This is a genomic window from Microbacterium sp. P26, from assembly GCF_023712585.1.
Classification (GTDB): domain Bacteria; phylum Actinomycetota; class Actinomycetes; order Actinomycetales; family Microbacteriaceae; genus Microbacterium; species Microbacterium algihabitans_A.
The window spans coordinates 500,399-526,407 of sequence record NZ_JAMAXZ010000001.1 but is presented as its reverse complement, the minus strand read 5'-3'; the positions used below and the strand labels follow the sequence as shown (position 1 = coordinate 526,407).

The 26,009-nt window shown below is 70.2% G+C and carries 19 protein-coding genes; 11 read left to right on the top strand and 8 right to left on the bottom strand.

Annotated features, from left to right (window positions below; translation table 11 throughout):
• Positions 1-90 precede the first annotated feature (90 nt).
• Positions 91-2,646, top strand: a complete 2,556-nt coding sequence (locus tag M3667_RS02525) for a hypothetical protein (protein ID WP_251504486.1) — start codon at positions 91-93, stop codon at positions 2,644-2,646.
• Positions 2,647-2,726: 80 nt separating this feature from the next.
• Here M3667_RS02525 and M3667_RS02520 read toward each other — a convergent pair whose 3' ends face one another.
• The gene (locus M3667_RS02520) at positions 2,727-4,604 is read right to left on the bottom strand and encodes a hypothetical protein (RefSeq protein ID WP_251504483.1); all 1,878 of its coding nucleotides are present in this window, start codon (positions 4,602-4,604) and stop codon (positions 2,727-2,729) included.
• Positions 4,605-4,661: 57 nt separating this feature from the next.
• Here M3667_RS02520 and M3667_RS02515 point away from each other — a divergent pair, with 57 nt between their 5' ends.
• Positions 4,662-6,848 carry a hypothetical protein gene (locus M3667_RS02515; RefSeq protein ID WP_251504480.1) on the top strand — a complete coding sequence of 729 codons (2,187 nt, stop codon included), beginning with the start codon at positions 4,662-4,664 and terminating at the stop codon, positions 6,846-6,848.
• Here M3667_RS02515 and M3667_RS02510 read toward each other — a convergent pair.
• From M3667_RS02510 to M3667_RS02500, 3 genes are read right to left on the bottom strand one after another with little or no spacing between them, the layout of a single operon-like run.
• Positions 6,835-7,788, bottom strand: a complete 954-nt coding sequence (locus M3667_RS02510) for an NAD(P)-dependent oxidoreductase (RefSeq protein ID WP_251504477.1) — start codon at positions 7,786-7,788, stop codon at positions 6,835-6,837. The two genes, M3667_RS02515 and M3667_RS02510, sit on opposite strands and share 14 nt — an antisense overlap.
• Positions 7,748-8,752, bottom strand: a complete 1,005-nt coding sequence (locus M3667_RS02505; RefSeq protein WP_251504474.1) for a glycosyltransferase — start codon at positions 8,750-8,752, stop codon at positions 7,748-7,750. Before M3667_RS02505 ends, M3667_RS02510 begins: the two co-directional genes overlap by 41 nt.
• The gene (locus M3667_RS02500) at positions 8,749-9,582 is read right to left on the bottom strand and encodes a glycosyltransferase family A protein (RefSeq protein ID WP_251504473.1); all 834 of its coding nucleotides are present in this window, start codon (positions 9,580-9,582) and stop codon (positions 8,749-8,751) included. Before M3667_RS02500 ends, M3667_RS02505 begins: the two co-directional genes overlap by 4 nt.
• 167 nt (positions 9,583-9,749) lie before the next feature.
• On the opposite strand from M3667_RS02500, the gene M3667_RS02495 reads away from it, so the two are divergent.
• Both M3667_RS02495 and glf read left to right on the top strand, forming a co-directional pair.
• The gene (locus tag M3667_RS02495; protein WP_251504471.1) at positions 9,750-10,277 is read left to right on the top strand and encodes a GtrA family protein; all 528 of its coding nucleotides are present in this window, start codon (positions 9,750-9,752) and stop codon (positions 10,275-10,277) included.
• A gap of 5 nt (positions 10,278-10,282) precedes the next feature.
• On the top strand, positions 10,283-11,419 hold the full coding sequence (glf, locus tag M3667_RS02490; protein WP_251504469.1) for a UDP-galactopyranose mutase: 1,137 nt from the start codon (positions 10,283-10,285) through the stop codon (positions 11,417-11,419).
• Between the two features lie 57 nt (positions 11,420-11,476).
• Here glf and M3667_RS02485 read toward each other — a convergent pair whose 3' ends face one another.
• On the bottom strand, positions 11,477-13,558 hold the full coding sequence (locus M3667_RS02485) for an acyltransferase family protein (protein WP_251504467.1): 2,082 nt from the start codon (positions 13,556-13,558) through the stop codon (positions 11,477-11,479).
• 269 nt (positions 13,559-13,827) lie between these two features.
• Here M3667_RS02485 and M3667_RS02480 point away from each other — a divergent pair, with 269 nt between their 5' ends.
• The 3 genes from M3667_RS02480 to M3667_RS02470 all read left to right on the top strand — a co-directional run bounded on the left by M3667_RS02480 (position 13,828) and on the right by M3667_RS02470 (position 16,280).
• Complete coding sequence (locus tag M3667_RS02480) at positions 13,828-14,679, top strand: hypothetical protein (RefSeq protein WP_251504465.1); 852 nt, start codon at positions 13,828-13,830, stop codon at positions 14,677-14,679.
• 69 nt (positions 14,680-14,748) lie between these two features.
• A complete protein-coding gene (locus M3667_RS02475; RefSeq protein WP_251504463.1) occupies positions 14,749-15,540 on the top strand; it encodes an ABC transporter permease in 792 nt (263 codons plus the stop codon).
• Positions 15,540-16,280, top strand: a complete 741-nt coding sequence (locus M3667_RS02470; RefSeq protein WP_251504461.1) for an ABC transporter ATP-binding protein — start codon at positions 15,540-15,542, stop codon at positions 16,278-16,280. The genes M3667_RS02475 and M3667_RS02470 overlap by 1 nt, the downstream gene beginning before the upstream one ends.
• Here the strand turns inward: M3667_RS02470 and M3667_RS02465 are convergent.
• From M3667_RS02465 to M3667_RS02455, 3 genes are read right to left on the bottom strand one after another with little or no spacing between them, the layout of a single operon-like run.
• Positions 16,265-17,278 (bottom strand): glycosyltransferase family 2 protein, encoded by a 1,014-nt coding sequence (locus M3667_RS02465; protein WP_251504459.1) that lies wholly within the window; start codon positions 17,276-17,278, stop codon positions 16,265-16,267. The genes M3667_RS02470 and M3667_RS02465 overlap by 16 nt on opposite strands.
• Positions 17,275-18,591 (bottom strand): O-antigen ligase family protein, encoded by a 1,317-nt coding sequence (locus M3667_RS02460; RefSeq protein WP_251504457.1) that lies wholly within the window; start codon positions 18,589-18,591, stop codon positions 17,275-17,277. Before M3667_RS02460 ends, M3667_RS02465 begins: the two co-directional genes overlap by 4 nt.
• A complete protein-coding gene (locus tag M3667_RS02455; protein ID WP_251504455.1) occupies positions 18,588-19,988 on the bottom strand; it encodes an O-antigen ligase in 1,401 nt (466 codons plus the stop codon). The genes M3667_RS02460 and M3667_RS02455 overlap by 4 nt, the downstream gene beginning before the upstream one ends.
• Before the next feature lie 62 nt (positions 19,989-20,050).
• Between M3667_RS02455 and manA the strand changes: the two genes are divergently transcribed.
• The 4 genes from manA (at position 20,051) to M3667_RS02435 (ending at position 26,008) form a co-directional block, all read left to right on the top strand.
• Positions 20,051-21,211 (top strand): mannose-6-phosphate isomerase, class I, encoded by a 1,161-nt coding sequence (gene manA / locus M3667_RS02450; protein ID WP_251504453.1) that lies wholly within the window; start codon positions 20,051-20,053, stop codon positions 21,209-21,211.
• Positions 21,212-21,366: 155 nt separating this feature from the next.
• The gene (locus M3667_RS02445) at positions 21,367-21,690 is read left to right on the top strand and encodes a WhiB family transcriptional regulator (protein ID WP_144828863.1); all 324 of its coding nucleotides are present in this window, start codon (positions 21,367-21,369) and stop codon (positions 21,688-21,690) included.
• An 86-nt stretch (positions 21,691-21,776) separates the two neighbouring features.
• Positions 21,777-24,620: a glycosyltransferase gene (locus tag M3667_RS02440; RefSeq protein WP_251504451.1), complete on the top strand. Its 2,844-nt coding sequence runs from the start codon at positions 21,777-21,779 to the stop codon at positions 24,618-24,620.
• On the top strand, positions 24,617-26,008 hold the full coding sequence (locus tag M3667_RS02435; protein WP_251504450.1) for a DUF5719 family protein: 1,392 nt from the start codon (positions 24,617-24,619) through the stop codon (positions 26,006-26,008). The genes M3667_RS02440 and M3667_RS02435 overlap by 4 nt, the downstream gene beginning before the upstream one ends.
• Position 26,009: the final 1 nt, after the last annotated feature.

The following is a 26,009-nucleotide window of genomic DNA, read 5'->3' as shown; positions in this document are numbered from 1 at the left end:
GTCGCGAAGTCGTCGGCGATTTTCACCTTCTCCACTTGCGTCACATAAGTCTCGCTGGTATTCGCGTGTCTCATCAGCCACAATGGGGCGGTGACTGGACGATTCGCTGGCCTGGCCGCGCGCACGCTGACGGCCTCCCTGGCGACGACCACCCTGATCGTCTCGCTGGTGGCGGGAGCCCCAGCCGCTTTCGCCTCCGTCGCCCCGACCCCCGGGCCCTCGTCGTCCTCGCCTTCCGCGTCGCCGACTCCCACGCCCGTCCCGTCGGCGTCCGCCACTCCGAGCGCGACTCCCTCAGCCACCCCGACACCGCAAGCCCCTCTGCAGACTCCCCAGCCGACCGCCTCCGCCGCGCCGACCCCCGAGGCCGTCGCTCCCGCTCCCGAGCCCCTCGAGGCGCAGTCGAGAGTCATGGCCGTGGCCGATCTCAGCCAGTTCCGCCCGGGCAACATCATCATCGACGAGGTGTTCTTCGATTCGGCGTCGATGAGCGAAACGCAGATCGATACATTCCTGCGCGGCAAGGTCGCGCGTTGCCAGTCGGGTTACACCTGCCTTAAGGACTTTCGACAGGACACCTTCAGCCGTGGCGCCGACAGCTACTGCGCTGCGTATCAGGGGGGCTCCGCAGAGACCGCTGCGCGCATCATCGCGAAGGTGGCTGACGCGTGCGGCATCAACCCGCAGGTCCTCATGGTGATGCTCGAGAAGGAGCAATCCCTGGTGACCTCCACCTGGCCGTCCACGAACCAGTACCTGATCGCGATGGGGCAGGGGTGCCCTGATACGGCGGCGTGCGACACCCGCTACTACGGCTTCTACAACCAGGTCTACGGCGCTGCTCGGCAGATGAAGATCTACTCGGCCAATAAGTACTTCACGTACTACGCGCCCGGAAAGACGTGGAACGTCCGCTACCACCCGAACGTCTCGTGCGGGTCGGCTCCGGTGTACATCGAGAACCAGGCCACGGCCAACCTCTACTACTACACGCCCTACCAGCCGAACGCTGCTGCGCTGCGCGCCGGGTACGGCACCGGCGACTCGTGCAGCGCATACGGGAACCGCAACTTCTACAGCTTCTTCACCGACTGGTTCGGTAGCACGCAGATCGCACGGACCACGCTCGTGAAGCTCTCGACCGACGACACCGTCTGGTTGATCAACGGCGGCCGGCGCTGGTCGATCGGGAACGACGAGGACTATCGCGAGCTGTCCCGCGTCTACGGAGCGGCATCCGTCGTCCCTTCGTCTTACATCACGGCGGCGCAGTACTCCGGCGCGGCAGGCGCCATCCTGCGAGACTCGACCGCCGGCGACATCTACCTGATCCAAGACGGTCAGCGCCACCTCATCACGAGCTGCGAGGCGGTGGCGGATCTGGGTGGATCGTGCTCGGCTCCGGTCGACGTCTCGTCGGCCCTGGTCAAGCGCGCGGCGGCCGGACCTGCCGTGGGCGCCTACTTCCGCGTGCGCGGGACCGACGGATGGGGGCGGTTCGAGGCCGGGGGACGCGCTGTCACGCCGCTGTACAACCTCGCGGCCGTCCGCGCGTCGGCGGGCGACGTGAGCACGACTCCGTACGCCCCTTACCTGAACACCGATCTCTACGCGGCGGCCCCCAAGCGCCCGATGCTGTTCGCCCCGGCGCAGCTCGTTCGAGCCTCCAACGACTCGCGTGTCTACATGACGCTCGATTTCTCGAAGATGGTGCGCGTTCCGAGCTTCGCGAGCGTGGCGGACTACAACCGCGGACCCGCGGACGTCGCCGTGGTCGCAGCCGCCGACCTCAAGGGCTACACGGCATCCGGAACCGTCTCACCGCTGCTGTCGTGCGGCGCGAACACGTACCTCCCGGCGGCGGGCTGGCTGAACCGAATCGCGAACCCCGCCCGCACCGGTATCACGGCGATGAAAGCGACCGCAGCCACCTGTGCGCAGTTCTCCGTCCGAGACGGGTCGATCGTGGGTGACGTCGCCGTCAAGGTCGCCGACAGCGCCGACGTGTTCGTTCTGGAGCAGGGTAAGCGCCGCTCCGCCGTGACGTGGGCTGCGCTCGTGGCACACAACGGCGGGTCCACGCCCTCGATCACGACCCTGGCCGCCGGCATCCGTCAGGCCGTGCCTGCAGGCGCGCCGATCGTGACGGGAATGGTCGTGAAGTCGCCTTCATCGCCCGAGCTGCTGTTCGGCGGCGATGCGCGGGTGTCGTGGATCCCGAGCGCCGGTCTCGCGAGCGATCTCGGAATCGCCCTCGACTACCAGGTCCTCTCCGCCAGTCAGGCGGCCTCACTCAAGAAGGGCGCGGCACTGAGCTCGTGGATCCGTTGCGACGGCAAGCGGTACATCGCCGCCGAGGGCCGGTTGTGGCCGATCGCGACGACCGCCGCCCGCGGGTTCACCATGACCGATCTCGAGCCGGGCGCGTGCGGCGCGCTGGACGTATCCACCGGACGTTCACTCCCGGTCGTCGCGGTGAAGACCAGCGCTTCTCCCGACGTCCTGGTCGCACGCAGCGGAAGCCTGCACCGCGTCACCTCGTGGGATGCCCTCGTCTCCCTCAACGGCGGCACCGCACCGCGCATTCTGACCCTGTCGCGCGAGGCGCTCAAGGCCATTCCCGTCGGCGCCCCGATCTCGCGGTGACGATGCCGGCGGGGTTCCGCGACGTCGGTCGCGGACCCGCCGGAGGGTGCTCGCGGTAGGGGCTGACGGCCGCCCCGACGTCAGCCGCGGACCCGCCAGAGGGTGATCGTGCCGTCCTGCGAGACGCCGGCGTCGATCGACTCGCCCGGCGCGATGCGGTAGTCCCTCGCGTCGACGCGTTCGAGCCGGTCGGCGTACCGGGTCGACCACTCCGAGTCGCAGCTCGAATCGGTGAGCACCCACACCGTGTTGCTCTCGCGCATGGCGTCGAAGTCGAGCGCCTCCGTATCGCGGGCCTCGATGATGGCGTCGATCGCGTCGCGATGATCGGGCCACGCCATCCCGAGGTGGTAGTTGGCGATCGGTGCTCCGGAGTTCGCCTTGACGGTGCGGTTGTCGATGCAGCGTTCGGTGGTGACGAGACCGGTCGCGGAGGTCTGGGATCCCTCGCGGGCGAGGTCGGATGCCGCGTTCTCGCGCTCTGTGTAAGGGTTCCAGGCCGCTTGCATCTGCTGGTCATCCAGAGAATTGCGCCAATCCGGAAGAGCGGCGCCCCAGAGCGCCGCGGTGACCGCGACGGTGGCGCCGAGGGCGATCGTGGCGGGGACGTTGCGGGCATCGGCTCGCTGTGCGCGGCGTGCCCGCCGGCCCGCGTTCTCGGCGACCGTCGAGCGGACCGGACGCAGCACGTGGGCGAGACGCGCGATGCCGATCACGACGGCGACACCCCCGAGCAGGATGCCCTCGATCCAGAAGCGGTACGGCTCGGCGTTCGCTCCCCAGACGTCGTTCACCGCGAGGAACGGCAAGACGATGAGTGCCGTCGACGAGATGACGGCGGCGAAGCGGTCGCGTGCCATCGCGCTCACGATCAGAACGCCGACGAGACCCACGATCACGACGGAGGCTCCGCCGAGTGCCTGCCAGCTCACGATTCCCAACTGATTGTTCGACGCGACCCGATAGGTGAGGAACGGATCTCCGCTCAGGGCTCCGATCATCGTGTACAGAACCTGCGGCAGGGCGGCACCGACGGCGACCACGCCCGCCAGAGCGACCAGCCCGCGCGAGCGGATGATCGCCAGGACGAGGCCCGGCAGGGCGGGGAGCATGCCGAACATCAGAGTGGGCAGCTGACCGACGCGGTCGGCGAGGAGCGGCCCCACGGCGAAGACCACGACGATCAGCGCGAGGGTCGCGACGATGAGGAGCACACGGCGACGAGCCGCGAGGATGGCCGCGATCGCCGCGGAGAACGCACCGACGTACGCGAAGGCGAGGAAGGAATAGGTCTGGAAGCTCGACAGCATGCCGATGGCCGCCGAAGCGAGCACGGTGACGATCACGCGCGCGCGGGTCGGGCCGCCGGGGCGCCAGACCCACACCAGGCCGCTCAGAGCCATCAGGCCGACGCACAGGCCCGCCGTCTCGGCGTTGTTGGAGAACAGGACGCCATACGGGCCCCACATGACGGCGTGTGCTTCGAGCAGGGTGTACCAGGCCCCCTCCCGTCCGGCGATCATGTAGGCGAACGTTCCGGTGAAGAACGGCAGACCGGCGGCGAAAGCGACCCACCACCGGCGCGAGAGTCCGGCGGCGACCAGGGCGATGCACAAGACGGCGAGGAACTGCAGGGTGAACGAGGTGAGGTTCCATGACACGACGGTGGGAAGACCCGTGATGCGGGCGAGGAAACCGACACTGCTGTAGTAGAACCGCGGGTAGTAGCTGATCCCGGTCATGGTCACGGGTTCGGTGTTGTCGAAGTGTCCGTGCGCGACGTCGGCCGCGATGGAGAGGTAGCCCAGCTGGTCGTGCCAGAACTCTGTGCGCAGGTGCGTGAGGGGATTGATGCCCGCTCGAAGTTGGCCGAACTGCTGCAGGGCGACGGTGGCCAGCGCGGTCACCACCGCGGCGACGACAGGTTTCCAACGGGCGAGTCGGCGAGTGCGCGGCATTCGGCCGAGTCTAGAAGGCTTTGCTGAGCGACCAGGGTCAGCAGGTACCCTCGAACGGTGCAGCGCCCTCCGTCATCCGTCACCGAAGTTCCCGCCGCGACATCGGAGACCGCGCGCTCCGGGGGGCGCCCCGGTTTCTGGCTGATCGCGAGCGTGCTCGCCGTCCTGGCGATGATCGCCGCCCGTCTCGTGAAGGAACCGCGATTCCTCTTCTGGGATGACACCCAACTCGGGGCGTTCGGGCAGTGGTACGGACTGGGGTCGCATCTTCTCCGTGGCGAGCTGCCGATCCTGTCGCCCGGATCGTGGCAGGGCGGCAACTATCTCGCCGAGGGGCAGTGGGGTGTCTGGAATCCGCTCACCTGGCTCGTCGCCCTGATCATGCACGTGCAGGACGGGGCGACCCTGGCGGTCACCGCCGTCAAGGTGGCTTTCCTCGTCGGCCTGTGCGTCGGGGCGTTCCTGCTGGCCCGGGCCTATGGCGCCCGGCCGCAGTGGGCGGCCCTGGCGGGTTTCACGGCCACGGCGGGCGGGCAGACCATCTTCATGGATGCGCCGTCGTGGGTCACGGGCCTGCAGACGGTGGCCCTGTTCGCGTTCCTCTGGTGGGCGTTGAAGAGGCACCTCGACGACGGCATGAGCCCGATCCCGTACTTCGTGTTCGCCTACCTGCTGGTGACGATCGGCTACGTGTTCGCGGTGCTCGAGATCGCCGCGGTGCTTCTGGCATTCCTCGCGTTCGCCCTGATCGCCAGAGATGGCCGACGCGCGCTGCGTATCGTCCTTCTCGGAGCGGTTCCGGCGCTGCTCGCGGTCTTCGTCTACCTCCCTGGCATTCTGACGGCACCCGTCACACAGCGCTCGGGATCGGACATCCTGAACGACCAGTTCCTCAACATGGACATCGGCGACCTCGCGACGTCGTCGATCACCACCGCGGTCAGCTCCGTGCGGGGCTATTGGGGCGACCTGCTCCCCGTCCCCCTCGCGTACGTCACGTGGCTGCTCCCGCTCCTCGTCCTGGCCAGCAGCGGGTGGCGGCGGTCTCTGTCGTCGCTGCGCGTTCCGCTCGTGGTCCTCATCGTCACGATCGCCTTGGTCGTCGGCCCCAGCGTCATCGGACCGCTGCGCTACCCGGCGCGCATGATGCCGTATGCGGTGCTGGCGATCGCCGTGTGCATCGCGGTGATCTTCTCGCGTGGCTGGCCGCGCGTCGTGTCGGCGCGACGGGTGGCCGTCGCGGCGGGGGCGATGGTTCTCGCGGGCTGGCTGTCGTGGGCGGCTCAGCCCGCATCGTGGCGGATCGTCGCGGTGGCCACTCTCTTGCAGGTCGTGATGCTCGGAGCGCTGTTGTGGCCCCGGCTGGGGGCGCGAGGAGCGAAGGTGGCCGGCGCCTGGTTGCTGATCGCTTCGCTCGTCGTGCTCATCCCGCAGATCAACAGATATCCGACCAGCCCGCTCGGAAATTTCAACGTGCCGTCGTCGGTGAGCGCGATGAAGGACGTGACCGCGGAGATGTCCGACGGCATCTTCGTCGTCGGCGACGTCTACTCGTTGCAGCGCGATCCCCGCGCCTATCGGGAGTCGCTCATCGCGAACCTCTGGTACACGACGGGCAAGGATGTCGCGTCGGTATACACCGTGCTGCCCTTCACGAAGTACGCGCAGGAGCTCTGCGTCGACCTGCGGGGCTGGACGTGCTCCGACGCGTTCGAGACGCTGTTCGCCGCAGACGACGGCGGCGCGACCATCGCGGACGATATGGCTCTGAACACCGTCATCGTGATCAAGGGCCCCGATCTCACCTCCGTCGCGGCTCCCGAGGGATGGCGCGTCGAAGAGGGGGACTTCACCTGGACGCTGCATCGCATCGACCCCGTCGAGCGGGCGGGCGGTGTGGTGCGAACCGGAGCGGGCGTGTCGGTGTCGGACGTCGTCTCGGATGCCACGAGTGTGAGCTTCCGTGTGGACGCCGCCCCGACGGACGGCGGCGATGTGGTGCTCAGCCGTCTCGCGTGGCCGGGGTACTCGGCATCCGGAGCGTCTTTGGCCGACCCCGAGCGAGGATTCCTCCTGACGGCCGAGGTGGACGCGACTCAGGTGGGTCAGACGGTCACCGTACAGTTCTCACCCCCCGGCTGGGGCGTGGAGCTGGGTGCGGCCGGGGTGGCCGGCGTGCTCGCCATCGGCTACGCCGTCTGGACGGCGATCGCGCGGCGCCGAGAGGAGCTCAGCGCCCGCTGATCATGTGGGCGCGCAATTGCGCCTGGTAGACGACCCCGAGTCCCTCGGGGAGGGTCGTCGAGGCGAGGGCGTCCAGGTCGGTCCACACCGTGGAGCGGACGCGCAGGTCGAGCGACTGACCCCGCGCGTCGCCCTGGCCGAGCACGAGGGCGACGGGCCGGCGGCGCAGACGAGCGATCTCGCCGAGCAGCGCCCCGATCGACAGTGCCCGCATCGAGCCGACGATCTTCGTCACGACCGTGCCCGCGGGTTGGGAGCGCACACGATCCATCGCCGCAGCGATCACGCGGCCGCAGTCGTCGACGAAGATGTAGTCGCGCAGCGTGTCCAGCGACACGTACACGGAGATGGGTCGGCCGGTGACGTATCCGCCCACGATCGCCGAGATCAGGCCCTGTCCCTTCGCCATGTCCTGACCGGGCCCGTAGAGGTTGGTCACTCGCGCGATGAAAGCCCGACGACCGCTTCGCGCGATCGCGGCGGTCAGGGCGGCTTCCATGCGCAGCTTGGCCTCGCCGTACGCCGAGAGGGGCGCTGTCGGCGTCGTCTCGGTGAACGGCGGGTGCTCGTTTCCCGCGTACGCGCCGCCGACGCTCGACCCGAGGAAGAACGAGCCTCGTCCGTCGCGGGGGAGGCGCTCGTCGGCGAGCGCGAGGAACTGCTCGAACACCTCGGCCTCGCGCATCATGACCTCACGCGGGGTGGAGGTCACGCCGCGCCCGGCGCTCCAGTAGATCTCCCAGTCGCCGTCGCCGGCGAGAGCCAGGAATTCGTCGAGGCCGGCGCTCAGGCTCGACAGTGTCGCCTCGGTGGAGGACCAGTCGACGGCGACGGAGAACGCGGCATCGGGTCGGCTGCGCTCGATGGCCGAGCCGAGCAGGCCCCGGCCGATGATCCACCTAGTCGGTGCCGGCACGCTGCTGACCGAGAGGGCCGACATCCGGATCGCGCACGATCAGATACGACGGTTTGCCCATGGCCATGTTCACCGCGACGCCGAGGTATTCGGCGATCGTGCCGAGGGCGACCAGGATCAGACCGGTGCCGAGCGCGGTGAGGACCATCTGCGAGGTCCACCCTTCGGGGATGTCGCCGACGGTGAAGCGCATGATCATGAGGTAGATCGCGAACAGGACACCGGCGACCGCGAAGAGCACTCCGGCTCCGGTGACCAGGCGAAGTCCGCGGGTCCCGGAGGTGAGGATCATGCGCCAGAAGTGAGCCATGAGACGGCGGTAGGAGTAGCCCGAACGTCGGTCGCCCTCCTCGCGCAGACGCACGGGAGAGGTGACGATGTGGGCGGCGACCCAGGACAGGGCGACGTCGAGGTAGACCCCGGTGCCGGAGTAGGCGGCGACGCTGCGGCCGATTTCGCCGAGGATCAGACGGTAGCTGTTGAAGTGGGACGCCTTGCCGCCGGCGAAGACCGTCTCGAGCAGTCGCTTCGACACGCGCGAGGAGGTGTTGCGGAAGTACCCGTGCGGCGGCTTGTTCGTGGGCTCGGCGTAGACGACATCGGCGCGCTCCCGCATGGCGGTGTCGAGCATGGAGCCCATGGCGGCGGGGTCGTGCTGGCCGTCTTCGTCGAGGGTGACGACCCAGTCGCCGCCCGAGGAGGCGATGCCCGCAAGCGTCGCGGCGTGCTGGCCGTAGTTGCGGCTCAGCCAGACGGGTTTGACGTAGTCGTACGTCTCGTCGAGCTGGCGGATCACAGCTGCTGATCGGTCGGGACCGTGATCGTAGGCCAACACCACCTCGACCACGGCGGCCGAATGGCCGTCGGGGGTGACGAAACCGGAGGTCAACGGGTCGAGTTCGGCGAGCACCGAGGAGAGCGTCTTCTCTCCCTGGTACACCGGGATGACGACGGACAGTCGGTGCACGAACGGCGTGGCGCCGGTCATCGCATCCTCCGTTCAAGGATCTTGTAGCTCAATCGTCGGGCACGGGCCATCGCCCACGCGCGGCTGTCACCGACGACGAGGTCGAGGGGACTGAGAACCTCGGGGTGCTGTGCGCGCATCCAGTGGTGGAAACCACGCGCCTGAGCGGATTGCGCCTTGGTGAGGGCGACGCTCCACTGCGATGCGCTCATGCGGAACGTGGCGCCGACCTCGGTGTCGGGCACGAAGTCGCCGGTGAGAAGGACGCGCGAGTAGGTCGCCTGGTCGATGAGGTAGGGGTAGTCACCGAACCAGCCGCCGACCTCGCGCAGAGCCTGCGTGCGCATCATCACCGACGCGGGTTCGCCGAAGAGGTTCGACCCCGCGCGGACGGCGGCGCGCACGGCGCGCGCGCCCGGCATGCGGCGCTGGATGCCACGCAGGCCCCAGCCGGCCATCAGGGTGCGCCCCTCGGCGTCGACGATGTCGCGTCGGCATGCCGTCATGGCGACGGTCGGATCGGCCAGCAGCGCCGCCTGCCGGGCGAGGGTGCCGGGGCGGAGGATGTCGTCGCCGCAGACGAGTTTGATCAGAGTGCCCTGCGCGAGATCGGTGACGCGGTTCCAGTTGCGCGGGGCGCCGCCGCCGGCAGGGGTGTCGTGAAGCTGTACGCGGGGGTCGTCGGTGAACTCGTCCATCACCGCTCGAGTCCCGTCGGACGACGAGTGGTCGGCCACGATCAGCTCGAAGTCGACACCTTCTTGCGAGAGCACTGAGCTCATCGTCTCGGCGATGGTGTTCGCGTTGTTGTAGGCCGGAATCACCACGGACACGAGGGGCGCGGCGCTCATACCCATCCTCTCGGGATACAGATCGTCGGTCGAGGCAGCGGTCACGGCGGGGGAAGAATCCCTCTTCCGTTGCACACGCTGGCGGTACCGGCTGCGGCTTACGAGCATAGCCCAGGAGGTCTGAGCAGCCGGTGAGGGCGCTCAGCCCTGGCCTGTAGAATCCGAGGGTGCGGACGTTTTTCGCCGCCGTGGCGGCACGACCCGAGGTGCGGTATCTCTTCTTCGGCGGCGTGAACACGGCGTTCTCGTACGGCCTCTACACCGTGTTCCTTCTGATGCTGCACGCCTGGGCCGTTCCCGGCGACTTCATCTGGGCGACGACGCTGAGCTGGCTCATCTCCAACGCCACCTCGTTCGTCCTGCAGCGCAAGTTCGTCTTCCGCAGCGATCGTCGGGTGCTGCGAGAATTCGTGAAGTTCTCGTCGGTGACCTTCGGCTCGTTCCTCGCCAACATCGCGCTCGGCGCTTTCGCGGTAGGGGTGCTGGGCCTCTCGAGCGCCACGGAGAAGCTCGTCAGCCAACTCGTCATCACCGTGGTGCTGGTCGTGGCGACGTACACGCTGCACAAGTTCTTCTCGTTTCGGTCGTCGCCGGCCCAGACGGAGGCCCTCGGGACCTCCGCCGTGGACACGGGGCCGGTCGAAACGATCGGTACCGGTACGGACGAGTTCGATATTCGCAAGCAAGGGAAGTGAACAACGTGGATCTCCTCATCGTCGGCTCCGGCTTCTACGGCCTGACCATCGCCGAGCGCGCCGCCGCCGCGGGCCGCAAGGTGACCGTCATCGACCGTCGCCACCACATCGGCGGCAACGCCTACTCGGCGGACGAGCCCGAGACGGGCATCGAGGTGCACCAGTACGGCGCCCACCTGTTCCACACGTCGAACCCGACGGTGTGGGAGTACGTCAACCGCTTCACCGACTTCACCAACTACGTGCACCGCGTGTACACGACGCACAAGGGCGTGGTCTTCCCGCTGCCGATCAACCTCGGCACGATCAACCAGTTCTTCCAGGCCGCGTACACGCCCGACCAGGCGCGCGCCCTCGTGCATGAACTCGCGGGTGAATTTGACGCGAAAGACGCCGCGAACCTCGAGGAGAAGGGCATCGCCCTCATCGGCCGCCCCCTCTACGAGGCGTTCATCCGCGACTACACCGCGAAGCAGTGGCAGACCGACCCGAAGGACCTGCCCGCCGAGGTCATCTCGCGCCTGCCCGTGCGCTACACGTACGACAACCGCTACTTCAACGACACGTGGGAGGGCCTGCCCGTCGACGGCTACACCGCGTGGATCGAGCGCATGGCCGATCACCCCAACATCGAGGTCAAGCTCTCGACCGACTACTTCGACGAGTCGCAGCCGCTAAACAAGAAGGCGACCGTGGGTCAGGTGCCGATCGTCTACACCGGACCCGTCGACCGTTACTTCGACTACGCCGAGGGCGAGCTGTCGTGGCGCACGCTCGACTTCGAGCAGGAGGTGCTGCCGATCGGCGACTTCCAGGGCACGAGCGTGATGAATTACGCGGATGCCGATGTGCCCTACACGCGCATCCACGAGTTCAAGCACTTCCACCCGGAGCGCGCCGACCGGTACCCGACCGACAAGACGGTCGTGGTGCGGGAGTACTCGCGCTTCGCCACGCGCGAGGACGAGCCCTACTACCCGGTCAACACCGCCGACGACCGCAGCGGCCTGCTGGCCTACCGCGAGCTGGCCAAGGGCGAGAGCGACGTGTACTTCGGCGGTCGCCTGGGTACGTACCAGTACCTCGACATGCACATGGCGATCGGTTCGGCCCTGTCGATGTGGAACAACCAGCTGGCGTGAGCCGAGCTCTGCGAAGGCCGCACCGTTTCCGAACGGTGCGGCCTTCGTCGTGGGTGATCAGAGAGCGAGGCGCTCGCGGAGCTGCGGCACGAGGCTCAGGGCGAACGAGCGGGTGAGGTGGTTGTCGTCCGAGTAGACGACGACACCGCCGATCCGCGACATGCACTCCGTGTCGGAGCAGAACAGGTCGTCGAGTCCGACGACGTCTGCCCCGGCCGCGAGTCCGCCCGCGCGGAGAGGGTCGGCGAATTCCGCGGCGGCCCGCGACAGTGCGCAGCCCGAGGGGTCGTCGACACGAGACAGGCAATCGGCGGCGCTCTCTCCACCCCGCGGCGGAACGGCGTAGCGCTCGGGCGGGTCCGCGAGGACGATCACGCGCTTGCCCGCGTCCTCGAAGCCTCGGATCGTCCCCGCGACCATGTCCGCGGTGAGCGGGTGCCGGTCGGGGTCGTCGGAGACGTACAAGCGCGAGCGGTTCGTCATCACCACGACGTCGATCGACGGATCCTGCTCGATCTGCTCGATCATGTCCTGCGAAACCGACCGGCACGTCTCGGCGTACTCCGCGTCGAAGCCCCACGCGCTGCCGGTCGTCTGGGTCGTGATCGCGGCGCAGCCCGAGAGGAGGAAGGTGCTGAAGCGACCGTCCTTCTCCGCGACGAGATCGCGGATCGGCTCCGCCATGCGTGTCGCGTGCGAATCGCCCAGAAGTGCGACGTGGGGCCCGGGGGCGTCGGCGTCGCCGAAGTCGCATTTCTGGAACGCCTTGCTGTTCGTGCTGAGCTCGCACTGAAGCAATTCGCCGAGCGGCAGGTCGGCCGAGAACGACGACACGGCCGCCGTGAGCGGAACCTCGTCGACGGGGGCGCACTCGACGTCGCCCATCGCCGCCGCGCCGTAGCAGGGCCCGGCCCGGCCTGCATCCGCCGGCGCGGCGATGGCGTACGTCGCGAGCGGCGTGACAGCGAGGGCGATCACCGCGGTCGCCGCAGCCACGGCCGCGAACGACCACCGGGGCCGCGCGCGAGCGATCACCGAGCGGGTGCGGAAGGGATCTTCGACGAGCGTCTTGGAGAGCCACCCGAGCGCGATGGAGCCGAAGAGGATGGCGAAGGACACGAGGATGCCGTTGGGGGCGTTTCGTGCGAAAGGGAGGAGGACGACGATCGGCCAGTGCCAGAGGTACGTGCCGTACGACACGTCGCCGACGAACTGCACGGGACGGAGCCCGTAGATCGCGCCGGGGCCCCACGGAGCGCCCGGCATGCCCGCGGCGATGACCAGGATCGTGCCCACGACCGGAAGAGCGGCGGTGAAGGAGGGGAACGGGGTCTGGCCGTCGAACAGCATCATCGATGCCACGATCATGCCCAAGCCGGCCCACGACGCACCGGCGGTGAGCGCCCGCCCGCGGATCTGAAGCCCGCGGGCCGTGACCACGGCCAGCAGAGCGCCCGCGCCGAACTCCCACGCCCGGGTGAACGTGGAGAAGTAGGCCACGGTGGGGGCGAGTGATGTGAGCACGATCGAGTAGATCAAGCTCGCGGCCGTCACGATCGAGAGCGTCGCCAGCACGACCGTGAGCCCCGTGCGTCGACGGCGGGCGGCGAACCACCACGCCGCGCCCAAGAGGATGGGCCAGACGAGATAGAACTGCTCCTCGACTCCGAGGCTCCAGAAGTGCTGGACGGGCGACTTGACGTTCGAGAGGGCCATGTAGTCGACGGACTGAGCGGCGAGGGCCCAGTTCTCCACATAGAAGGTGGAGGCCAAGATCTCACTGCCGAACTGCGCCCATCGCGTGTCGGGCACCCACAGCCGGGTCGCGACGGCGACTACGACCAGGACCAGCAGCGCGGCGGGGAGGAGCCGACGAGCCCGGCGGGCCCAGAACTGCGGGAGCGACACTCGCCCGTGCGTGTAGAGCTCGCGCAGCAGGTGGTCGGTGATCAGGAACCCGGAGAGCACGAAGAACACGTCGACGCCGACGAAACCGCCCGGGAAGGTGGCGGGCCAGAGGTGGAACACCAGCACGCCGAGAACGGCGAGCGCGCGCAGCGCCTGGATCTCTCGACGGACGGTCTGCGCGCGAGCGCGCACCCGCGAGCGGAGCGCGGGGGGATCGGCGACGACGGACACGGATTTCCTCGGAAGTTGGGCGCGTCGACGGGTTCACGTCGACGTGGCTCCCGGACACGCGGGGAGGACGGATGCGGCCGCGGCGGCGGTGCGGCCCGCAGAGGATCCTATCCCGTGCGGTTTTCACCCGCCCGGCTCGGCGTGTGACGCGGATGCCGGCGTGCGAGCGCGCGCTAGCTTTCAGGCATCGTGCGGCGTTCTCGGCAAGGGGCGTCGCCCGCGCCACGGCGATCGACGTGGCATCCGCTCGCATCGAAGGAAGCCATGCCATGACCTCCCGCATCCCCGTGATCGCCCTCACCGCAGCGCTCGTCGGCGCTCTGGCGTTCGCCCCCGCCGCACAGGCCGCGTCGTCCGCCCCCGACTACGTGCGCACCGCCTACGACGGCACGATCTACGAGGTGACCGACGACGACGTCTACCCCCTCACCTTCGCGGAATGGTCCGAGCTCGGCTTCCCCGCCTACACGCCGGCGAAGACGGTCTACGAGAAGGTTTTGACCTTTCCGACCGTGACAGCCGTCACCGCGTTCGATCGCGCGGGCGTCGACCTGCACGCCGACGTGACGTGGGAGGAGTATCAGGCGGCCGGCTACCCCGTGCCGCGAACGCTGTCGTGGGGTCCTGACATTTCCGTGCACAAGTGGGGCACCTCCACGCAGCTGCTCGCGCAGGACGCCGCGGGAGATGTCATCTCGCTGACGTACGCGCAGTGGCGCGATGCCGGGTTCCCGGCCTTCGAGGCCCGCGAGGGTCGCGGCTTCGTACAGCTGTCGTGGGACAGGACGGGCGGGATCGCCTACCTCTGCAACACCGCGACCGGCCAGGGCGGGCGCCTCACCTACGAGCAGTGGGCAAAACTCGGCTCGCCAACGCCGTACGTCGTGACGCGGACGGCGAACGATGCGGTTTGGCGTGTCACTCCAGGTCAGTCACTGCTGGTTTACGTCGGCGCGATGAGTCTCCAGTACGAGCCCCTCGGCATCCAGCCGGCCCTTGGTAGCCGTAACTTGACCTTCGGCGAATGGACAGCGATGGGCTCGCCTGCGCCATACGACACCCTCCCCGAGGCATCACAGAACCTGGAGTGTCCCGACGACGCCCCCACCGCCTGGGAGTGACCCACTGCGCGCTCCTGCGCGACGCGGCGTCCGGGCGTCGCGCAGGAGCCCACCGGTAAACTCGACCGGATGACCCCCGCCGCCGTCGGCGCCCCCGGATCGGTGCGGCGCTCCCTCCACTCGCTGTGGTTGCTGTCGGCGCGCGATCTGCGGGTGCGCTACTCCACCAGCGCGCTGGGGTACCTCTGGTCGGTGCTCGATCCGCTCGTGATGAGCGCGATCTACTGGTTCGTCTTCACCCAGGTGTTCCACCGCACGGTGGGCGAGGAGCCCTACATCGTGTTCCTCATCACGGCGCTGCTGCCGTGGGTGTGGTTCAACTCCGCGGTGAGCGACTTGACGAAGGCGTTCAAGAAGGACGCCCGGCTCGTGCGCTCGACCTCGATCCCACGTTGGATCTGGGTCGACAGGATCGTCGTGAGCAAGGGCGTCGAGTTCCTCTTCTCGCTCCCGGTGCTCGTGCTGTTCGCGGTGTTCGGCGGCGCGCAGGTGTCGTGGGCCCTGCTGGCCTTCCCCCTCGCGGTCGTGCTGCAGACCGCGCTGCTGGTGGGCCTCGGCCTGATCATCGCGCCGCTGTGCGTGATGTTCGGCGATCTCGAGCGCACCACCCGACTCGTGCTGCGGGCCCTGTTCTACGCCTCGCCGATCATCTACGGCGTGCACAACCTGCCGGGGGTCTTCGCCGATCTCGCCGCGTTCAACCCGCTATCGGGCATCTTCACCCTGTACCGCGTCGGGTTCTTCCCCGATCAGTGGGACACGCTGACCGTCGTCGTGGGCGCGGCCGTGAGTCTCGGCATCCTGGCTCTCGGCGTCGTCGTCTTCCCGAAGCTCGAGCGTCCCGTGCTGAAGGAGCTGTGATGCCCGGTCCCGCGATAGAGGTGGACGGCCTCGGCGTGCGCTTCCGGCGCAACCGCCGCGGGGGCCGCTCGATCAAAGACCTGTTCGGCGGGGCCGAGCGACGCTCGCGCCCCGACGAGTTCTGGGCCCTGCGCGACGTGTCGTTCCGCGTCGAGCCGGGGGAGTCGATCGGCGTGGTCGGGCGCAACGGCCAGGGCAAGTCGACGCTGCTGAAGCTCGTCGCCGGGGTGCTGCTGCCCGACGAGGGGCACGTGACGGTCGAGGGGGGAGTGGCCCCGCTCATCGAGATCACCGGCGGTTTCGTCGGCGACCTCACGGTGCGCGAGAACGTGCGCCTGACGGCGGGACTGCACGGGATGCCGCGTGCCGAGGTGTCGCGCCGCTTCGACGACATGATCGACTTCGCCGAGATCGGCGACTTCGTCGACACCCCCTACAAGCACCTGTCGAACGGCATGAAGGTGCGCCTGGCGTTCTCGGTGGTGTCGCAGTTGGACGAGCCGATCCTGCTCGTCGACGAGGTGCTTGCCGTCGGCGACCGCGCGTTCCGCGAGAAGTGCTACCGACGCATCGACGAGCTGCTGGCCGCGGGGCGCACGCTGTTCTTCGTCAGCCACAACGAACGCGACCTGCGCCGCTTCTGCACGCGGGGGCTGTACCTCGACAAGGGCGCCCTCGTGCTCGACGCCCCGATCGCCGAGGTGCTCGAGCGTTACAACGTCGACTACGCGACGGGCTGAGGCGCGAGCGGCGGCATGGGCTTCCACGACGCGTCGCGCGAAATGCGGCGTCCGTCGCGGAGTCCGCGGAACAGGTGGCTCGTGCCCTTGGCCTTGCGCTCGACCACGACCAGGCGGATGAGCTCCTTGACGAAAGTCAGCGCCGTGCCCGCGGCGAAGGGCAGCGGTCGGTACACGCCGAGCTCGCGGTAGTACTTCTGCAGGTACGCGCGGTTGCGCATGATGTAGTACCGGTACGCGTCGCTCGAGGCGTTCATGTGGCGGATGCCCATGTCCCACTGCTTGATCTCGCGCGTGCGTCGCAGCACGAACTCGTTCACGATGACCGACGGCGTCTGCCGCGAGGCGAGCCACCCGTAGAGCTGGTCGTCCCAGTAGATGAAGAACCGGGGGTCGGGCAGGCCGATCTTCGCCACGATGTCGCGGTGGATGAACATTCCCTCGAAGCATCCGGAGTTCATCGGCTTGTACCCCGACGAGTCGAAGCCGGCGGGCGCGAAGGGGATGGGGATCGCCATCGACTCGGCCACGCGGTACTGCCAGTAGAACTCGCTGCCGTCGTAGTCGTAGCGGCGACCCTGAATGCTGCGGAAGCGCGGAGCCCAGTGCCCCATGCGCGCGAGGCCGTCGGAGACCACCTCGACGTCGTCGTCCATCAGCCAGATCCACTCGGAACCGAGCTCGTAGGCGACGCGCATGCCCTCGCTGAAGCCGCCGGACCCACCCGTGTTCGTCTCGAGGCGGCGATACACCAGCGTCGTGGGGAGGCGATCGCGGTACGACTCGACGACCGCGGTGGTGTCGTCGGTGGACGCGTTGTCGATGACGACGAGGTGCCCGGGCGCGGGATCCATCCGCTCGATGCTGTCGAGCAGGCGGGTCAGCAGGTGCGTGCGGTTGTAGGTGACGACGACGATGGTCGCCGACGACGGGTCGAATGCGGAATCCGCAGGGATCGGGGTGGCGTCGGCGTGCGCGGTCATAGCACGCACGATCATAACCGGCCCTCCTCGGAGCCTCCCGTCGGTGAGGACGCCATCCGCTGTTCGAGGCGTTCGCGCCACGAACGCGACTGGCCCGCGCGCACCGCGCACAGCCCCAGCAGCAGCCAGCCGGCGCCGGTGAGGGTGAAGCTCTCGAACATCGACACCGTCAACAGGGCGACCAGCGTCAGCGGCGCCCACGCGTGCACGACCGAGCGGCGATCGCTGGCGACGAGCCATCCCCTGGCGAGCCCGAGCCCGCCGAGGGCGACGAACAGCAGCAGTCCCACCGCGCCGAGCTGCAGCAGCACGTCGAGGTAGGCGTTGAGCGCGGAGGCGTGCGTCCCGCCGAGACCGAGGGGCACCAGGGCGAACGGCACGACGTCGTTCACCCAGTCGCCGAACCAGCCGAAGCCCTGCACGGGGCGCATCTCGCTCAGATGCACCAGCCGCGCCCACAGGTCGGTGCGCAGCGTCAGATCGGCGCCGGCGCCGAGGGTGTCGACGAGAGGGGCGCGGAAGGCCCACGCGCCCGCCATCCCCACCACGACGACGGAGCCGAGCGCGGCCTGCGCTCGCCCCCTCCATGCGACGGGCACGCGACGCATCGTCCACAGAGCGAGGGCGGCGACCCCCGTCGTGGCGGCGACGACGACGACGACGGTGGGCGAGCCGCTCAGCGCCGCGAGGGCACCCGCGAGCACGACCGATCCGACCGCCGTGGCCACGCTCACCGATTGGGTGCGGAACTCCACGAGGAAGGTGATCAGGGCGATCACCGTAACGAAGCCCAGCGCGTTGCGGGTGCCGAAGATCCCCTGCACCGGACCCAGCTCGGCGATGGCGCCCTGGATGCCGAGGAAGGGGATGGGCAGATCGAGCAGGATGCCGCTGAGCACCTCGAGCGCGAGCGAGATTCCCAGCAGCCACCGCAGCACGTCGCCGAGCGCCCGCACGGTCTGCAGCGCGTCGCGGACATGGCCGAGGACGACAGCGAGGAACGCGAGCGCCGCGAAGGCCGACCAGCCGCCGAGGGAGTCGGCCGCGCTCGGGCTCCAGAACACGCTCGCGCCGGCCCAGGCGACCAGCAGGACGAGCGTCGTCGGGGCGAGGCGCACGAGCTCGAGCTCGTCGCGACGGACGTACAGCACGGCTGCTCCCACCGCGCACAGTCCGGCGACGATGGTGGCCCAGGTGACCTCTCCCGCCACCGCGACGATCGCATAGCGGGCGAACACGGCGGCGAACACCGCGAGGGCGAAGGCGCGGGCGAACGCGGGCGACGACAGCGGGGGGAGCGGTCGCCGCGCGTCCGGCGCGCCGGTCACGGTGCGGGTCTCGGCAGCTCGCCGCGCTCGATCGAGATGCTCTGCTCGCTCGGTCCCACCCCGACCAGCGGGGTCTGCTTGATCTTCGCGCCGAACAGCACCACGAACATCCAGCCCCACAGCAGCAGCGGTCCGGACTCGGTCAGGCCCTGCACCACGAGCAGGGCGCCGATCAGGGTCGGCAGCAAGGTCAGGGGGGAGTGCGGACGGTCGTCGCGCAGATCCCAGCGCGGGCGGTCGACGGCGAAGAACCACGACCGCCACACGTACGCGAGGTACACGAGGCCGAGCAGGACGACACCGATCCCGCCGAGTTGCAGGAAGACGTCGAGCCACATGCTGTGCGCCTGGACGACGGTCTGGCCGTGGTCGACGATCCATCCGTCGAAGAGGGGCTCGGAGGCGATCCAGGGGGTGGAGAAGCCCCAGCCGACGAACGGATGCTGCGACGCGCGGGCGATCACGTCGGCCCAGATGCCCTCGCGGCCGGTGAGGTCGGCTCCGCGGCCCATTACGCCGAAGAGGGCGTCGCGGCCGAACCACAGCACGGCCCCGCCGCCGAGCCCGACGGCGGCGTACAGCAGGTACCAGCGCGTGCGCTCGCCGGGGCGTCGCGCGGTGCGCATGACCAGCACCGTGCCCAGCACGAGGGCGACGAACGCCGCGGCGATGAAAGCGGTGGCCGATCCCGCCCGCACGAAGAGGAAGGCGGCGATCGCGATCCACACCCACAGCAGGGCGCGGCGCGGCGCGCCCGCGGCGATGCGCACGGCGAAGACGATGATGGCGACGAGCATCACGGCGGCCAGCAGGTTCGCGTTGCCGAACACGCCCTGGATGCGACCGCCGTCGAAGAGGTTGTCGCGCGACCAGTAGACGATGGGGTCCATGCGCTCGGAGGGCACAACGAACCCGGGCAGGAGCGGGCCGCGCACGATGAGCGAGACGGCGACCTCGAACAGCAGCGAGAGGCCGACGATCCACTTCGCCGCAGACGCGACAGCCCGCACGACGTCTCGCCAGGTGAGCATGGCGCCGACGAAGAGTCCCTGGAACGTCGTGATGACCAGCAGGAGGAGCGTGAGGGCGGATGCCGCGGGCCAGGCGCTCCACGCGAGCGAGGCGATCGCCCACGCGACGTAGCCGAAGGCCAGCCAGGGCAGGCGCCGGACGGCGAAGGGCGGGCGCGTCACGAGCCAGACGATGCTCGAGACGACGGCCGAGGCCACGACCACGACCGCGGTGACGACCGGGCCGACGGCGTTGACGAGCCCGACGCCGCCGAGGGCGAGCACGAGCACGAAGACGCACCAGGCGCGCAGCAGCAGGTGCCCCGTCGTCTCGCGCGGGGGCGCCGTCGGCAACGCCGACACCGGGTGATTCGTGTACATCGCCATGGTGATCTCAGGGTACCCGTCGGCATCCGGAGACGAGGGGGCCCGGCCGCTAGGCTGACGCCGTGCTGATCGCCCTCTTGAACACGCCCCGCGACTACGCCTGGGGGAGCCCGACGCTGCTCGCCGACCTCGAGGGCCGCGAGCCGTCGGGGGCACCCGAGGCCGAGGTGTGGTTCGGCGACCACCCCGGTTCTCCCGCCGAGGTGCACGACGGGTCGGGGCTCACGCTGGACCGGTGGCTGCCGGCGGCCGGCGACGGGCTCCCGGCGAAGCTGCCGTACCTGCTCAAACTGCTCGCGGCCGGAGCGCCGCTGTCGATCCAGGTGCACCCCTCGAAGCAGCAGGCGGTCGAGGGCTTCGCACGTGAGGAGGAGGCGGGCGTTGCGCGCGACGCCGCCGACCGCAACTACAAGGACGACAACCACAAGCCCGAGGTGATCGTCGCCCTGAGCGAGACGTTCACCGCCCTCGCGGGGCTCCGCGACCTCGAGCGCACCCGCGCGCTGATCGATGTGCTGGGCGACGCGCCCGCCGTCTCGACGCTGCGCTCGCTCCTGTCCGCCGGCTCCGGCCCCGAGGCGCTCCGCGCGGCGATCGGCTGGGTGCTGGGAGAGGCGGATGCCGCGGACGTCGCCCAGATCGTCGATGCCGCGGCCTCCGCCTCGTCCGACGACTTCGCCGCCGAGCTGGCGCTCGTGCGGTCGCTGCACACGGCCTACCCGGCCGACCCGGGCATCGTCGTCGCCCTGCTGATGAACCTCGTGCACCTGCGCCGCGGTGAGGCGATCTTCGTGCCCGCCGGCGTGCTGCACGCCTACGTCGACGGTCTCGGGGTGGAGATCATGGCCGCGAGCGACAACGTGCTGCGCGGCGGCCTGACACCCAAGCACATCGACGTCGACGAGCTGCTGCACCTCGTCGACTTCGCGCCCGCCGACCCGCCGTTCCTGCGCCCCGCGCCGGCGGGCCGTCACGCCGAGGTCTTCGCGCCCGGTATCGCGGACTTCGCCCTGGGGCACCTCGTCGCCGACGGCGACGCGGCCGAGCTGGAGCTCTCCGGCGTCGCCATCGCCCTCGGGGTCGGGGGAGAGGCGCGCCTGACGGGTGCCTCCGGCCGCAGCATCTCGCTGGCCCCCGGTCAGGCCGCGCTCGTCACCCCCGACGAGTCGCCGCTGACCAGCGACGGCGGTGGCGAGGTCTTCGTCGCGATGCCCGGGAGCTGAGCGCGACACGCCGAGCGCTCGTCTAAAGGTTCACGTCGGCCTTGAGGGTTTACGATCCGCGACTTGACTCTCGCGAATCACACGGGTGTAATTATCACTGCGCGACACATCGTCAGAAGACGTGTCATGGGGGCGTGAACGAGGCGGAGGACGAGATGGCGACATCGCAGTACCGGTCCGGAGTCCCGGACAACTGGTTCGTTGATCCGGTCGATCTCGGCGTACCCGGCGTCCGTCGCGACATCGACGCCGTCGAAGAGAACACTCTCGCCTGGCAGACCGACGCGCTGTGCTCGCAGACCGACCCCGAGGCGTTCTTCCCCGAGAAGGGCGGCTCGACGCGTGACGCGAAGCGCATCTGCACCTCGTGCGACGTCAAGACCGAGTGCCTCGAGTACGCGCTGCAGAACGACGAGCGCTTCGGTATCTGGGGCGGCCTCAGCGAGCGCGAGCGCCGCAAGCTCAAGCGTCGCGCCTGAGCGGTCGATCACCCGCCTGAGCGATCCCGTCGGTGACGGCGCGGCGTCCTCGATCGTCCGCGACCGCGCTTAGGCTGATCCGCGTCATGCCCGCCCGTGTACACGCCCTCCTCGTCGTGCGCCCTGAAGGACGCACGCCCGCCGCGCAGCATCTGCAGAGAACCCTCGCTGCACTCGCGGCGCAGACCCGACCCGTCGACGCGCTGACGATCGTGCTGTGCGGCGCCGACGCGGCGCTGACGCAACTGGCGGCGGCATCCGGTGCCGAAGGCGTCATCACCGCCCCCGCCGGCACGCCGTTCGCCGTCGCGACGGCTCTCGCGACGCCCCGACTCACGGGAGACGCGGTGTGGCTGCTCGCGCAGGACACCGCCCCCGACCCCGACGCGCTCGTCCGCCTCGCCGGCGCGCTCGAGCTCTCGCCCTCGCTCGTGGTCGCCGCCCCCAAGCTCATCGCGTGGGACGACCGCGACGAGATCCTCTCTCTCGGCGTGAGCATGAACCGCTACGGGGGAGCCGTCGAGCTCGCCGCCGGAGAACTCGACCAGGGACAACGCGACGGCGACGCCGACGTGCTCGGCGCCGACGTGCGCGGCATGCTCGTGCGCCGCGACGCGTGGCTGCAGCTCGGCGGTCTCGACCCCGCTCTGGGCGGAGCCGACGAGGGCCTCGATCTGGGCGTTCGTGCGCGCCTGGCCGGCCACCTCGTCTCGCTGGTGCCGACCGCCCGCGTGGCGGTCGCCGGTGACGGCGTGGCCGCGATGGCGCGAGGCCGGCGTCGTGCGCGGCGCCGCGCGTTCGCGACCCGCACCGCCCAGCTGCATCGCCGTCTCGTCTACGCCCCCGCGCCCACGGTGCTGCTGCACTGGCTGTCGTTCCTGCCGCTCGCGCTCTGGCGCACGATCCTGCACCTCGTGACCAAGGTGCCGTACCGGGTGCTCCCCGAGTGGGGCGCCACCCTTCTCGTGATGGCGCGGCCCGCCGCCGTCGCCCGCGCCCGCCGTCGCATCCGCACCTCGCGGGTCGTCGGGTGGTCGCGTCTCGCGCCGCTGCGCGTCACGCGCGCCGAGATGCGCCTGCGCTTCGAGGGCGACGTCGCCGACCCCGAGGCGCCCGTGCGTTCGGAGCTGCGGTTCTTCGTCGGCGGAGGGGCCTGGACCGTGCTCGGCACCCTCGCGGTGTCGGCGGCGCTGTTCTTCCCGCTGCTGGCCTGGCCGGTGCTCGGCGGGGGAGCCCTGGCGCCGCTGCGTGCGAACGTCACCCAGCTGTGGCAGGACGCCGCGTGGGGCGCCCGTCCCCTCGGCCTCGACGCGATCGGCCCCGCCGACCCGTTCTCGAGCCTCGTCGCCCTCATCGGCACCCTCTCGCCCGGCGAGCCCTCGCGGGCCTTCGTCGTGCTGTGGGTGCTCGCCCTGCCGCTCGCCGTGCTCGGCGGGTGGTTCGCCGCCACGCGCGTGACCGAGTCGTCGCTGCTGCGCATCGTCGGCGGACTCGCCTGGGCCCTCGCTCCGACCTTCCTCGCCGCGATCGTCGAGGGTCGACCGGCGGGCGTGCTCGTTCACCTGCTGCTGCCCTGGCTGTTCTACGCCGCGAGCGTCGCGCACCGCTCGTGGGCCCCGGCCGGAGCGGCATCCGTTCTGCTCGTGGGTGTGCTGGCGTGCGCGCCGTCGCTGGCCCCCGCGGTGGTGGTGCTGTGGTCGGCCGCGCTCGTCGTCGTCGCCCTCGTGGCCGCGCGTGGCATCGCCCGAGTGGTGTGGCTGCTCGTGCCCTCGGCCGTGATCTTCGCCCCCCTCGTGTGGACGCGCCTGCGCGCGGGCGACCCGTGGGCCCTCCTCGCCGACCCCGGGGTGCCCTACCGCGGCGCCGAGGCCACCGCCGATCCGCTCGGACGAGCGCTGCTCGCGGCAGGCTTCCCGACCTCCGACCCGGGCGGATGGGTGTCGCTCACCGGCGGCTCGGTGTGGTGGGTCGGCCTGCTCGTCGCGCCGCTGGCCGTGCTCGCGGTGCTGGCGGTGCTCACGCCGCGGTGGATCACGGCATCCGGCCTCATCCTGATCACGGCCACGGGCCTTGCGACCGCGTTCGCCGCCGTCGGGGTGGCCCTCTCGTTCGACCACTCGGTCGCTGTGCCGCTGTGGCCGGGCGCGGGGCTCAGCCTCGCGTGGATCGGACTCGTCGGCGGCGCTCTGGTCGCCCTCGACGCGGGGGTGCCGGCCCGTGTGGCCGTGCTGCGGCCGCTCGGCGCTCTGGTGGCCCTGGTGGCGCTCGCCGTCAGCGTGGCGCCCGCGCTGACCGCTCAGGTGGCGACCGAGGCCTCGGGTCGGTCGACGCTCGTCAACGGACCCGTGTCGACCCTGCCCGCCTTCGTCGCGGCCGAGGGACGCGGTTCTCTCGACCTGGGCACGATCGTGCTCGACCCGCGCGCCGACGGCATGCGCGTCGACGTCGTCTGGGGAGGCAGCGCGACGCTGTCGGGCCAGAGCACCCTGCAGGCCACCCGCACCTCGCCGACGCCCGAAGACCTCGAGCTGGCCGATCTCGCCGCCGACCTCGTCACCCCGTCGTCCGACGACGTGGTGTCGCGCCTGGCGGCCCACGGCATCGCCTTCGTGCTGCTCGAATCGGCGCCCGCCGGTGAAGACGACGTCATCCGCGGCACGCGCCTCGGGGCGGCGACCTCTCTCGACCAGCGCGACTCGCTCGACCCGGTCGGCGAGACCTCGCGCGGCGACCTCTGGCGCGTGAACGCCGAGGTGACCCCGCGTCCCGAACTCGACGCGCACCGACTGGGCCTGCAGCGACTGGTCGCCGCCGGCTCCCTGGGCGTGCTGCTGGTGGCTCTGCTGCTCGCCGTGCCCACGGCAGCTTCACGGCGGACCGCGCGCCGTACGCCCCGCATCGTCGGTCCGAGCTCGGGAGGATCGCGATGAGCGAGAACCGCATGGCCCGCTTCGCCGCCACGAGCGCCCGCGTCGTGGCCGGCACCGCCGTGGCGACCGCGGCCGTCGTCGGAACGGTCGTCGGCATCGCCGCGCCGTGGCCTTCGTACACCGCCACCCCCGTGCGGGTCGAGTCGACCCCCGCCCCCGGTGACACGGTGCTCGCGTGCGACGGACCGCTGCTCGCCCTCGGACGCAGCGCCGACTCCGCCGGCGGGCTGAGCGCCGCCGCCGCGCAGCAGCTCGTCAGCGGGCCCTCCGACGCCGACGCCCAGGCCGAACAGCTCTCCGGAGCGACGGCGGATGCCGACGGCGACGCCCAGGCGCTGCGCGCGGCGCCCCAGGACCGCTCCGAGACGCCGTTGGCCGCCGCCGGATCGGCGACGGTGGCCTCCGACGACCTCGTCGGGTTCTCGGCATCCGCGTGCCGCCCGCCGGAGGCCGAGTCGTGGCTGGTCGGCGGAGCGTCGACGACCGGCGCGAACGACCTCGTCGTGCTGGCCAACCCGGGCGATGTGCCCGCCACCGTGCAGCTGTCGGTGTACGGCGCGCAGGGCGTGTCGACCCCGCCCGGCGGCCAGAACCTCGTCGTCCCCGCGCGCGAGCGCAAGGTCGTGCCGCTGGCGGGCCTGCTGCTCGGCGAGGAGAGTCCCGTCGTGCGCGTCGTGTCGTCCGGCGCCCCCGTGCACGCCTCGCTGCAGGCGAGCCTCACGAGACTGCTGCTGCCCGGCGGGAGCGAGCAGGTCGCTCCTCTCGCGCAGGCCGACACGCGTCTGGTCATGCCCGGCGTGCAGGTGCTCACCACCGGAGAGGGCCAGGCGGGCACGATCGTGCGTCTGCTGTCGCCCGGGTCCGATGCCACCGCCACCGTGCGCGTCATTCCCGTCGACGCCGCCGGGGCCGAGGCCGCTCCGACCGACGTGCCGCTCACCGCCGGCCTGCCGACCTCGCTCGACCTCTCGGGTCTCGCGGCGGGCGCGTACACCGTCGAGGTCTCGGCGACCGCCCCGATCGTCGGGGCCACCTGGTCGACCACCGGGTTCGGCGAGGGGGCCGACTTCGCCTGGTACGTGCCCGCTCCGCGCATCACCGAGCCCACCGTCGTCGCCGTCGCGCCCGGCGTGGGCTCGTCGATCGTGCTGGCGACCGAAGACGCCGAGGCCTCCGTGACGCTCACTCCCGTCGACGGCGGCGATGCGATCACCACCGCTGTTCCCGCAGGGGGCACGGCGGCCGTCGCCGTGGCATCCGGGATCTACCGCCTCGAATCGGCGGAGCCGGTGCGCGCCGCGGTGTCGTACACGGGCACGGGCGCGTTGGCGGCCTACCCGCTGTGGCCCGCGGATGCCGCGGCCGGGGCCCTCACGATCCTGCCCTGAC

What these genes read in the sequence shown, in the direction of transcription:
- M3667_RS02445 (WP_144828863.1), top strand. Translation starts at nt 21,367, where the DNA reads ATGGCGACATCGCAGTACCGGTCCGGAGTCCCGGACAACTGGTTCGTT.
- M3667_RS02470 (WP_251504461.1), top strand. Translation starts at nt 15,540, where the DNA reads ATGCCCGGTCCCGCGATAGAGGTGGACGGCCTCGGCGTGCGCTTCCGG.
- M3667_RS02520 (WP_251504483.1), bottom strand. Translation starts at nt 4,604, where the DNA reads ATGCCGCGCACTCGCCGACTCGCCCGTTGGAAACCTGTCGTCGCCGCG.
- M3667_RS02475 (WP_251504463.1), top strand. Translation starts at nt 14,749, where the DNA reads ATGACCCCCGCCGCCGTCGGCGCCCCCGGATCGGTGCGGCGCTCCCTC.
- M3667_RS02440 (WP_251504451.1), top strand. Translation starts at nt 21,777, where the DNA reads ATGCCCGCCCGTGTACACGCCCTCCTCGTCGTGCGCCCTGAAGGACGC.
- M3667_RS02435 (WP_251504450.1), top strand. Translation starts at nt 24,617, where the DNA reads ATGAGCGAGAACCGCATGGCCCGCTTCGCCGCCACGAGCGCCCGCGTC.
- M3667_RS02455 (WP_251504455.1), bottom strand. Translation starts at nt 19,988, where the DNA reads ATGGCGATGTACACGAATCACCCGGTGTCGGCGTTGCCGACGGCGCCC.
- M3667_RS02510 (WP_251504477.1), bottom strand. Translation starts at nt 7,788, where the DNA reads ATGTCGGCCCTCTCGGTCAGCAGCGTGCCGGCACCGACTAGGTGGATC.
- M3667_RS02500 (WP_251504473.1), bottom strand. Translation starts at nt 9,582, where the DNA reads ATGAGCGCCGCGCCCCTCGTGTCCGTGGTGATTCCGGCCTACAACAAC.
- M3667_RS02505 (WP_251504474.1), bottom strand. Translation starts at nt 8,752, where the DNA reads ATGACCGGCGCCACGCCGTTCGTGCACCGACTGTCCGTCGTCATCCCG.
- M3667_RS02480 (WP_251504465.1), top strand. Translation starts at nt 13,828, where the DNA reads ATGACCTCCCGCATCCCCGTGATCGCCCTCACCGCAGCGCTCGTCGGC.
- M3667_RS02465 (WP_251504459.1), bottom strand. Translation starts at nt 17,278, where the DNA reads ATGATCGTGCGTGCTATGACCGCGCACGCCGACGCCACCCCGATCCCT.